This is a genomic window from Mannheimia sp. (assembly GCF_056854775.1).
Genome location: NZ_JBXGGI010000120.1, coordinates 1 through 11569, shown reverse-complemented (window position 1 = coordinate 11569; position 11569 = coordinate 1). Strand labels below are relative to the sequence as shown.

Annotated in this window: 11 protein-coding genes; 7 read left to right on the top strand and 4 right to left on the bottom strand. The window is 40.0% G+C overall.

Annotated elements, in window-relative coordinates:
* From ACJHV0_RS08700 to ACJHV0_RS08680, 5 genes are all read left to right on the top strand, one after another.
* A partial coding sequence (locus ACJHV0_RS08700; protein ID WP_483133947.1) for a 3'-5' exonuclease occupies positions 1–561 on the top strand: 561 nt, incomplete at its 5' end.
* A 183-nt stretch (positions 562–744) separates the two neighbouring features.
* Positions 745–1383: a nitroreductase family protein gene (locus tag ACJHV0_RS08695; protein WP_483133946.1), complete on the top strand. Its 639-nt coding sequence runs from the start codon at positions 745–747 to the stop codon at positions 1381–1383.
* 105 nt (positions 1384–1488) lie between these two features.
* Positions 1489–2013: a TIGR00645 family protein gene (locus ACJHV0_RS08690; protein ID WP_483133945.1), complete on the top strand. Its 525-nt coding sequence runs from the start codon at positions 1489–1491 to the stop codon at positions 2011–2013.
* Positions 2014–2093: 80 nt separating this feature from the next.
* A complete protein-coding gene (gene gorA / locus ACJHV0_RS08685) occupies positions 2094–3464 on the top strand; it encodes a glutathione-disulfide reductase (RefSeq protein ID WP_483133944.1) in 1371 nt (456 codons plus the stop codon).
* A gap of 58 nt (positions 3465–3522) precedes the next feature.
* Positions 3523–3855 carry a hypothetical protein gene (locus tag ACJHV0_RS08680; RefSeq protein ID WP_334236141.1) on the top strand — a complete coding sequence of 111 codons (333 nt, stop codon included), beginning with the start codon at positions 3523–3525 and terminating at the stop codon, positions 3853–3855.
* Positions 3856–3882: 27 nt separating this feature from the next.
* Here the strand turns inward: ACJHV0_RS08680 and fdhE are convergent, their stop codons facing one another.
* The 4 genes from fdhE to fdnG form a co-directional block, all read right to left on the bottom strand.
* Positions 3883–4800, bottom strand: coding sequence for a formate dehydrogenase accessory protein FdhE (fdhE, locus tag ACJHV0_RS08675; RefSeq protein ID WP_025235564.1), 918 nt, complete (start codon positions 4798–4800; stop codon positions 3883–3885).
* A gap of 65 nt (positions 4801–4865) precedes the next feature.
* The gene (locus ACJHV0_RS08670) at positions 4866–5546 is read right to left on the bottom strand and encodes a formate dehydrogenase subunit gamma (protein WP_334228988.1); all 681 of its coding nucleotides are present in this window, start codon (positions 5544–5546) and stop codon (positions 4866–4868) included.
* On the bottom strand, positions 5539–6450 hold the full coding sequence (gene fdxH, locus ACJHV0_RS08665) for a formate dehydrogenase subunit beta (RefSeq protein ID WP_483133943.1): 912 nt from the start codon (positions 6448–6450) through the stop codon (positions 5539–5541). Before fdxH ends, ACJHV0_RS08670 begins: the two co-directional genes overlap by 8 nt.
* 2 nt (positions 6451–6452) lie before the next feature.
* Positions 6453–9521, bottom strand: a complete 3069-nt coding sequence (gene fdnG, locus ACJHV0_RS08660) for a formate dehydrogenase-N subunit alpha (protein WP_483133942.1) — start codon at positions 9519–9521, stop codon at positions 6453–6455.
* 238 nt (positions 9522–9759) lie between these two features.
* On the opposite strand from fdnG, the gene fdhD reads away from it, so the two are divergent.
* Positions 9760–10572, top strand: coding sequence for a formate dehydrogenase accessory sulfurtransferase FdhD (gene fdhD / locus ACJHV0_RS08655; RefSeq protein ID WP_025235569.1), 813 nt, complete (start codon positions 9760–9762; stop codon positions 10570–10572).
* A gap of 2 nt (positions 10573–10574) precedes the next feature.
* Positions 10575–11504, top strand: a complete 930-nt coding sequence (locus ACJHV0_RS08650) for an AEC family transporter (protein WP_025235570.1) — start codon at positions 10575–10577, stop codon at positions 11502–11504.
* Positions 11505–11569 lie beyond the last annotated feature (65 nt).

Genomic DNA, 11569 nt, shown 5'->3' with positions numbered 1-11569 from the left:
TATTTGTATGAAATAGCGGTAAATCCAAAGGTGGCAGAAATGCAGAGCCGAAACGTACAAACTTTGTTTGAGTGGGTGCAAGGAATGCTTGAGGGCGATGAAATTGAAGAGCCGATGAATTTGGTGAAAGTGGTTAATCGCCTGACGTTACGGGATATGCTAGAACGTGGCGAAGACGATGATGAAGCCGACCAAGTACAGCTTATGACCTTACACGCCTCAAAAGGCTTAGAGTTTCCCCACGTTTTTCTGATCGGAATGGAAGAGGGCATTTTGCCACACCAAACCAGCCTTGACGAAGAGAATGTGGACGAAGAACGCCGTTTGGCTTACGTTGGCATTACCCGAGCCCAGCAAACGCTAACCTTTTCGTTATGCAAAGAGCGTCGACAATATGGTGAAATTATCAAACCTGAACCAAGCCGTTTTTTGCTGGAATTGCCACAAGATGATTTGGTGTGGGAAAGAGATAAGCCACCGCTCACTGAGCAACAAAAAGAGGCTAAATCATCTGCTAATATTGCTAATTTAATGGCGATGCTAAAAGCGAATAAGAAATAGCAACAAGCGGTTGAATATTGGAAAATTTTTGCAAGTGATTTGCAAATTTTTAGTAAAATTTGACCGCTTGTTGATTTGATAATTTTGACTTATCTCAAGAAACGAGCGGAATACCTATTTTCAATTATTACATTGAAGTTTTCGACGTTATAGACTAAAAAGAGTTTATATAGGAGAAATAAGATGGAATTAAAAACGGTTATTGAGCAACGCAAAACGATTAAAGCCTTTAATCCTACTGTGAAAATTAGCCGTGAAGAGCTACAAGAGATGTTAGCCTTAGCACAACTTGCCCCTTCAAAAGCGAATTTACAGCCTTGGCGATTTGTAGTTGTTGATGATGAAGCAATCAAAAAAGAGCTATCGGGCAATGTTGCTTTTAATGGTCCACCTTGTGAAACGGCTTCCGCTGTGGTTGTGATTTTGGCGGATTTGCAATATGAAAAATTATTAGGTGATATTGTGGATCAGTCGGTTGAAACCGGTTGTTTGCACCCAGAGTTCCGTGATCGTAAATTTAATTTTTTACTTAGTCTTCATCAACAATTAACGGAAACAGATATTCGAGATCAAGTGTTAATTGATAGCAGTTTAACCGCTATGCAGCTGATGCTGATTGCCAAAGATAGAGGCTATGATACTCACGCAATCGGTGTATTTAACCGTAATGCGGTAGTTGATTTACTGGAAATTGACAGTTCCCGCTATTTGCCGGTAATGTTGTTGGCTATTGGTCGGGCAGCAAATCCGGCATTACCAAGTTGCCGTTTAGGCTTAGAATACACGGTGTCTTGGAATAATGGGAAAGGATTTAAAAAGTAATCAATAATTTTAAAAACAAGCGGTTGAATCTCTTAATTTTTTTGCAAAAAATTGCTAGAATTCGACCGCTTTTATTTATGGTTTTTATGGTTATGTGGGATTAATATGAATACAGAGTTAGAAACAAGAGCGAATCTTTTAAGCAAAATTATTTTTGCCAGCCGCTGGTTACAGTTACCTATTTATTTAGGTTTAATTGTTGTTCAGGGCATTTATGCTTATAAGTTTATGAAATCGCTATATCATTTGGTAGTAGATCTAAACCAAATGGATTCTAATATGGTAATGTTAGCCGTATTAAACCTTATTGATGTAGTGATGATCGCCAATCTTTTAGTGATGGTTATTGTAGGTGGTTATGAAACTTTTGTTTCCAGATTAAGAGTGGACGAGCACCCTGATCAACCGGAATGGTTGGATCACGTTAATGCGACGGTACTGAAAGTAAAACTTTCGATGGCAATTATCAGCATTTCATCTATTCACTTACTGCAAACATTTATTAATGCTTCCAACCTTGATGAGAAGCAAATGATGTGGCAAGTGATTATTCACGTTACTTTTGTGATTTCTGCTTTAGTGTTGGCATATATTGATAAAATTTTAAATGCTCAACACGTTAAACATTAATATTGATGACAGCATACATTTTTGACAAAAGTGATTATAATAAAATCGCTTTTATTATTTAAACTGATGGGAAGTGGCTTATGGCAAAACATTATGATTATATTGCAATTGGCGGTGGTAGTGGCGGTATTGCCTCCATTAATCGAGCAGCAAGTTATGGGCAGAAATGTGCCATTATTGAAGCAAAGCATTTAGGTGGTACCTGCGTTAATGTGGGTTGCGTGCCGAAAAAAGTGATGTTTTATGGGGCTCAAATTGCAGAAGCAGTTCACCGTTATGCTCCTGATTACGGCTTTGATGTCTCGGTTAATCATTTTGACTATGCAAAATTGGTTGAAAGCCGTCAAGCGTATATTGAGCGTATCCACACTTCCTATAATAATGTACTGAGTAAAAATAATGTTGATGTGTTAAATGGCTTTGCTCGCTTTAAAGATGAAAAAACCATTGAAGTAAGCTATGAAGATGGTTCAAAAGAAGAAGTAACGGCTGATCATATTTTAATTGCAACAGGCGGTCGCCCAACTATTCCGGATTTAGACGGGGCAGAGTATGGCATTACTTCAGATGGTGTATTTGCGTTAGATGCGTTGCCAAAATCGGTGGCAATTGTGGGAGCAGGTTATATTGCGGTTGAGTTAGCCGGCGTATTTAATAGCTTAGGGGTAAAAACGCATTTGTTTGTTCGCCAGCACGCACCGTTGCGTCAGCAAGATCCGCTGATTGTGGAAACCTTGCTCGAAGTATTAGCTCAAGATGGTATTGAGCTACATACCCAAGCTATTCCACAAAAAGTAACAAAAAACCAAGATGGAACACTGACTTTAATTTTAGAAGATGGGCGTGAAACTACTATTGAAACCTTAGTTTGGGCAATTGGTCGTGAGCCTGCAACCGATGTGATTAATTTGGACGTAACAGGCGTTCAAACAAATGAACGTGGTTTTATCAAAGTTGATAAATTCCAAAATACCAATGTGCCAAATATTTACGCAGTGGGTGATATTATTGAAGGTGGTATTGAATTAACGCCTGTTGCGGTTGCTGCGGGTCGCCGATTATCAGAGCGTTTATTCAACAACAAACCAAACGAGCACTTAGACTATAACTTGGTGCCAACAGTAGTATTTAGCCACCCACCTATTGGGGCAATTGGTTTAACTGAGCCACAAGCCATTGAGCAATATGGTGAAGAGAATGTAAAAGTTTATAAGTCGTCTTTTACCGCAATGTACACGGCGGTTACTCAGCATCGTCAGCCTTGCCGAATGAAATTGGTGTGTGTCGGTAAAGAAGAAAAAATCGTTGGGTTACACGGCATTGGTTTTGGTGTTGATGAGATGATTCAAGGATTTGCTGTTGCAATCAAAATGGGGGCAACAAAGGCGGATTTTGACAATACCGTTGCTATTCACCCAACAGGTTCAGAAGAATTTGTAACAATGCGATAAATATAATAGAATATGACGATGAATAGGAAATATTTTCTAATAAATTTTTAGGGAACATATGAAGGCATCTCTTAGTTTAGTAGCTTTATGTTCGTTTATGATTGGAAGTGCTTACGCCCAAATCAGTCATAAAACCAATGTAAATAGTTCTAAACAACAAGACAATAAACCGGCATTTAAAATTTCGGAACGTAGAGTACTAAAAGCACCTCCAAAAGAAGAGGAGGAAGTTAGTAGCTTTTCTATGGAGGAGTTACGTGTCGGTGCTCAACGAATTCTTGATAGAGCCGAAGTACAGTACTATAAATCTCAATGCCGATATGCATTTATGTCTGATAGAGATGTGATTGAAAACCGCTGCGAAAGCAAGAAAATTTCCCGACCAAGATAAAAACGGAGCTTATGCTCCGTTTTTTAGTTACTCGCCTTGAAATAAGAATGGATTTACACCGCTTCTCGATAAGCCTTTTTGTTCCATTTCAGAATCTAAAAACAGGCTGGCTAAATCGTCCGCTACAGGCTCAACATTAAAATCTTTATCTTGATAAAGCACTTTTAAGTAAGAGTGGCAATCTCCACAGCTTTCTGCTTTTACGGCTGCTTCAGCAGAGTCTAAACTCCAATAATCTAACTTTCCTGTTTCATCGCAGTTTGTACATTTTGAACGTACTACGTGCCATTCACTTTCACATAAAGAGCAGTGTAAATAGCGTAAACCTTGTGCTTCGCCAAAATGAATCACGCTGGTAACAGGGGCGGAGTTACAAACAGGGCAAAAATGTTTATGCCCCACTTCAGCACGTGTATTACGAGGTAGCTGCTGTGCTAATTGTACCCAATACAGAGAAAGGGCAGCCCAAATAAATACTGCCTTGTCTGCTGCTACAAGTTCATAATGCTCATTTAAAAGATTATCTGCTAAGGTCTCTAACTCAGAAGCAGAGGCTTTTTCCAACCATTCTAGTGTTGGGAGTATGGTGTCATTAGCATAAGGTTTGAATTTATCAATAATAGCGAATAATAGCTCTCGCCACTCATCACTACGTTGGAAATTTTTGCTGTTTAATGGTTTATCGCCTTGTGTTAATTCTACACAAGCGGTTATTTTTTCCGAATAATTTGCAATTGGTCTGCTAGTTAATAATTCCAGCTGAATATCCACTAAGTTGGCGGAGAATTCCATATAATCGCCAAACGGATTTTCTTTGGCTAACTCGCGTAAACGCTTTGCACGGCGAGAGTAGAGATTTTTAGGGTTAGCAAAAAGTAATTCAGGTTGTTGGAATGAACTTGCAACTTGTTGAATTTCATCTTGCTGTAAAATTTTGATACTCATAACTTTCCTAAGTTATATAACATAGTCATAAAATAAAAGTGCGGAATTCTCCGCACTTTGTGTGATTATTGGATAGTGTTATCTTTCTTAACGTGTTTTTCGATTTCAGGTAACACTTCTTCACGATACCATCTTGGGTGGTGCTTTTTCGCCCAGCGAACCGTTACCCAGCCTTCAACCATACCTCTGATTGAGCCTTTTACCCAGAATGCCATATAGATATGCACTAAGATACCGGTAAATAACATAAATGCCATTGTAGAGTGAAGTAAAATCGCAATTCTAATTACAGGAATTGAGAAATATGCTGAGAAGAATTGTCTCCACATAATAATTCCCGTAATTAAAAGGGTAAACATTGCAATAATCAATGTCCAGAAGAGTAATTTCTGACCTAGATTATATTTGCCGTTATCGGCAACCGCGTGTTCATTACCTTTTAACACCTCAACAATACCTTTTGCCCAGCGAATATCGTTTTTCTCAGGAATATTATGATGCCAGTACATTAATGCAACAATGCTAAATGCAATGAACATAATGATCCCTGTGAAAGGGTGTACCGCACGAGCAATTTGTGGTGTACCTAAGATCTCTGTTAGCCAAGCAAAATCAGGAAAGAAGAATGCTACACCGGTAAACATCGTCATAAAAAATGAAATAACGAGAAACCAGTGGCTAACACGAGCTAACGGCTTATGACGAACGATTTTGGTATCATTCGTAACGATAAATGGCTTACTCATGTCTATCTCCTTCTCTAATATCGTGGTGGTGATCTTCAACATCTTCCTCAACGTTTGGACCAACGGTTACATAGTGTGCTACTTCAGCTAATGCTAAGCCACCTAATGCAACGGCTGCAACCGGTTTTAAGATGTCTTTCCATAGCGTAACTGTGGTGTCAATTTTCGGATCTTTTGGTAAACCTGAATAAAGTTCCGGTTTATCTGCGTGATGTAATACATACATAACGTGTGTACCACCCACACCTTCAGGGTCATAAAGACCTGCATTTTCATAACCACGAGCTTTGAGGTCTGCAATACGTTGTTCCGCATAGAACTTCATTTGTTCTTTGCTACCGAAGCGAATTGCACCTGTTGGGCAAGTTTTCACACAAGCCGGCTCTTGACCTACCGTTACACGATCCACGCATAATGTACATTTGTAAACGCGATTATCTTCCGGGTTCATACGTGGAATGTTGAACGGACAACCTGCGATACAGTAACCACAACCGATACATTTATCAGATTGAAAATCCACAATACCGTTGGCGTATTGAATAATTGCACCCGGAGCCGGGCAGGCTTTTAAGCAGCCCGGTTCGGTACAGTGCATACAGCCGTCTTTACGGATTAACCATTCTAAGCGGTCATTTTCTTCAACTTCGTTGAATCGCATTACCGTCCACGCTTTTGAATTCAGATCAGCAGGGTTATCGTAAACACCAACACAAGCAGCATTGACATCAGAGCGGATATCATTCCACTCTGAACAACCTACCTGACAAGCCTTACAGCCGATACAGGTAGTTACATCAATTAATTTTGCCACTTCTACTTGGTGCGAACGAGCCTGCGGTGCAGGTGTTAAATCAGAGGTTGCGGAGATCTTAATAATGTTTTGAGATTGAACTACACCCATTTTTAGCCTCCAATTCTCTCAATGTTTAACAACATACATTTAGACTCTGGCGTATTAGAGCTCGGGTCGCCTGAACGTACGGTTAAGTTATTTGCAAAATAACCTTTTTTCGCACCGGTAGTTGCTGCAAATCCCCAGTGAATCGGAATGCCGATAGTGTGGATTGGCTTACCGTCAGACACTAATGAGCGAATACGTTTCGTTACTACTGCAACAGCTTTAATTTCACCACGTTTAGACCAAACACGCACTTTATCACCGTTTTTAATGCCTCTCTCTTCAGCTAATTTCTCGCCGATTTCAACAAATTGCTCCGGTTGAGCGATAACGTTGATCATCGAGTTCTTCGTCCAATAGTGGAAGTGCTCGGTTAAGCGGTAAGTTGTACCTACATACGGGAACTCATCACTTGTACCTAAATCCGCTTTATCCGTTGGTAAAATACGAGCAACCGGGCTGTAAATTACATTAGGATGTAACGGGTTAGTACCGATTGGTGTTTCTAACGGCTCGTAGTGTTCCGGGAATGCACCATCAATCATACGTTCACGCACAAACAAGCCTGATACACCTTCTGGTTGCATAATAAATGGCATTGTTGGTGCATTTGGTGGTGCTGTACCGAAGTCAGCCACATCAATGTAGTTCCAGTTTTTACCGTTCCATTTCACTAATTGGCGTTTTGGATTCCAAGGCTTACCACTTAAATCCGCTGATGCACGGTTATATAGAATACGGCGGTTTGCCGGCCACGCAAATGCCCAACCTAAGGTGTTACCTAAGCCTGATGGGTCTGAGTTATCACGGTTAGCCATTTGGTTACCTTTTTGCGTCCATTGACCTGTATAGATCCAGCACGCACCAGAGGTTGTACCGTCATCACGCATTTGACCGAAACTTGAAAGTAATTCGCCTTTCTTGACAATAATATTGCCATCTGCATCTTTCACATCTTCTAACGCATAACCGTTATTTTCTTTCGCAATTTCTTCTGCTTTTGGCTCAAGCGGATTTGCGTAATTCCAAGTCATTGCTTCTAATGGCTCGACTGGTGCTTTACCACCTTCTTTATGGTAAAGATGGATTAATTCAGCACGAATTTCAGATAAGATATCAATATCCGGTTTTGCTTCGTGTGGAGCATCAGCCGCTTTCCAGTGCCATTGTAACCAACGACCTGAGTTTGCAATAGAACCATCTTCTTCTGCGAAACAAGTTGTTGGTAAACGGAACACTTCCGTTTGGATTTCCGCAGAATTTACATTATTGAACTCGCCGTGATTTTTCCAGAACTCAGAAGTATCGGTTACAAGCGGGTCAAAAATAACTAAATATTTCAAATTGCTTAATGCTTTGATGATTTTCTGTGAGTTCGGGTAAGAGGCAATCGGGTTCATACCTTGACAGAAGTAACCGTTGATTTTACCTTCATACATCTGCTCAATGAAACGGAAGTGGTCTATACCACCTTTTTGTAGTTTCGGCAGATAGTGGAAACCAAACTCGTTTTCCGCAGTTGCTTTATCGCCATAGAACGATTTCATCATACTGATGAAGAACTTCGGTGTATTTGCCCAATAGTTGGTTTGACCTGCACCCATTGTTTTTGGCGTAATACGCGTTAAGAATGCTTCTAATGAAACATCTGTTTCGCTTGGTAATGGTAAGTACGCTGGAAGACGTGCAGGGAATAAACCTAAGTCGGTAATACCTTGTACATTTGAGTGTCCACGTAACGCATTTACACCACCGCCTGCAACACCGATGTTACCGCACAGTAACTGGATAATTGCCATTGAGCGAATGTTTTGTGCACCAACGGTGTGTTGAGTCCAACCTAACGCATAAAGGAAAGTCGCAGCTTTATCCGGTGCAGAGGTTTTTGCAATCTCTTCACAGAAAATCAAGAAGTCTTTTTGTGGCGTACCTGTAATACGTTCAACCATTTCAGGCGTATAGCGAGAAACGTGTTCACGTAACATATTTAGTACACAGCGAGGATCTTGAAGAGTCATATCCCGTTTCGGATTGCCTTCTTCATCCATTTGATATGCCCAAGTCGATCTATCTTTATAAGTACGGGTTGCCTCATCATAGCCGGTGAATAAACCGTCTTCAAATTTAAAGCCTTCGTGTACTAAGAAAGTCGCATTGGTATAGTGTTTAACATATTCGTGCTGAATTTTATCGTTTTTCAGCAAATAGTTTACCGCACCTAATAAGAATGCAATATCCGTACCCGGACGGATTGGCATATAGATGTCAGAAACTGCAGCACTACGGTTAAAGCGTGGATCTACCACCATTAACTTAGCGCCGTTTTGTTTTTTCGCTTCAATTGCCCAGCGGAAACCGACAGGGTGAGCTTCAGCGGCATTACCGCCCATTACGATAACGAGATCAGCGTTCTTAATATCAACCCAGTGGTTGGTCATCGCACCGCGACCAAATGATGGAGCAAGACTTGCTACCGTTGGTCCGTGTCAGATACTCGCTTGGTTGTCGGTAAATACCATACCGAGAGAACGAATCCATTTTTGCGTGATGATACCTGTTTCGTTACTACACGCAGAACCTGCCAAGAAACCGGCGGTTAGCCAGTGATTAACCGGTGTACCTTCTGCATTTTTTTCAATGAAGTTTGCATCACGGTCATCTTTAATATGGCGAGAAATACGTTCCACAGCTTCGTGCCAAGAAATGCGTTTCCATTCACTTGAACCCGGCTCACGCACCTCCGGATAATGTACACGGCGATCACTATTTACATAGTCTAATGCTCCGGCACCTTTCGGACATAATGCCCCACGACTTACTGGATGGTCAGAGTCGCCTTCAATATGAATAAGCTTCCCTTTGCTATTCATTGCTTCGCCGCCTAAGCTGTACATAATCATTCCACAGCCTACAGCACAGTAAGTACAGGTTTGGCGAGTTTCTTTCGCTCTTAAGAGCTTATACTCGCGAGGGGCGGCTAATGCTGCCGTTGGGGCAAAGCCCAACATTGCAGCAGAAGTACCCGCCATACCACCTGCACAGACCTTAAAGAACTTACGTCTTGAGATCTGCATAATCACTCCAAAATCACATAATGTGGTAAATAAAAGTAAAGTTGATCAAAAAATTAAGTTAATAAATTGATCGAAGAGGTGTATCATTTTCCTCTTAATAAAAGGAAATGAATATACTCTTTTGTCGGTAAATAGGTTAAATATCAAATTAATTTGATTTAAACCAAATTTAAGTGCCGATATGATACAACTTTTTAACAAAATAAACCACTTTTTAAGCATAGAAGAGATGAATATTGTGAATAAGATCACAAAAATAGATGCCAAAAAATTATTATTCTCAACAACGGAGCTTAAACAGCAAAATTGTGAAGATAATTTGATTTCAGAAGTGCCTGTTGCTTTAGTTTATAATGGCATTTCTCATACGGTGATGATGACAACCCCTTCGGATTTAGCCGACTTTGCACTCGGTTTTTCCTTAGCGGAAGGGATTTTGAATTCTCCGCAAGAATTATACGGGCTAGATATTATTGAGCAAGAAAATGGTGTGGAGATTCAACTTGAAATTTCTACCCGACAATTTGTGCAATTAAAAGATAAACGCCGTTCAATGGCAGGCAGAACAGGATGTGGCATTTGTGGCGTAGAGCAGTTAGAACAAGTCAATCAAAGTTGCAAAATTGTTAAAAAAAATAACCGCTTGCAAGGTGTTAATCCGCTTATTTTAGAAAGTTGTTTAGAGCAGCTGGAAAACGCACAAACATTATCGCAAAAAACAGGTGCAAGCCACGCAGCTGCCTTTTTCAGTGTGGAGGGGGAATTACTTGCCATTCGGGAAGATGTGGGGCGGCACGTAGCATTAGACAAATTGATTGGCTGGTATGCTAAAGCAGGCTTTCCAAATGGTTTTGTCTTTGTTACCAGCCGAGCCAGTTTTGAAATGGTGCAAAAATGCCTAGCAGTTGGAATTGAAATGTTATGTGCTATTTCAGCTACAACCGAAATGGCGGCAAAAATGGCTCGTGATAATCAATTCACATTATTGGCATTTGTTCGCAAAGGAAAAGCCACCATTTATTCGGGAGAAGAGAGATTATCTCTTAAATAGCAATGGATATCGCACTTTTATTAGCAGACAAAATTTTACAACTTACCTTAATGGTTCTGTTAGGCTACGTTATTGTAAAAACAAAACTTTTAACTTCAGAACAAAGTTATCCAATTTCAATTATCGGGCTTTATATTATTAGCCCAGCAATGCTGATAACAGCCTTTCAAGTCGATTACACCACCGAAACACTTAATGGTTTATATCTTGCCTTTGTTATCTCAATCATTTTTAGTGCATTGTTGATTTTATTGGGCTGGATACTCAAGAAAAGTGCGAAATTAGATAATATTGAACAAGCCACAACCATTTATTCCAATTCAGGAAATTTAATTATTCCAATTGTAGCTTCTCTTTTGGGACCTGAATGGGTTATTTATTCCACCGCTTTTATTGTCGTGCAAAGTGTCCTGTTTTGGTCGCATTTACGGGCTTTAATCTGCGGTAAAGGTAGTGTACCGTTGAGAAAAATTATCTTAAATATCAATATTCTTGCCATTATTGTGGGAATGGCGTTATTCCTCTTGCATATTAAGTTACCAACAACGATTGCCAGCACCTTGTCCGGTTTAGGCAATATGATCGGACCTTTATCAATGCTGGTTGCAGGTATGCTAATTGCCGCAATTCCATTTAAAGAAATTATTACCGATAAACGGATTTATTTGATTACATTTCTGCGTTTAATCTTTATTCCGCTGATTCTATTAGGTGTGATTAAATTATGTGGTTTTGAAAGCTGGGTTATTAATGGTGAAACCATTGTGATGATTACCTTTCTTGCTACAATCAGCCCTTCCGCCGCAACTATCACACAAATGGCGGTTGCCTACGGGCAAGATGCTAAAAAGGCGAGTGCAATTTATGGAGTTACCACCCTATTATGTGTGTTTACGATGCCAATTATTATTTGGCTTTACCAAATCATATAACAAAACAAGCGGTTAATTCCTTGCAAAATTTTGCAAGGAATTAACCGCTTGCTTATATCTAAATC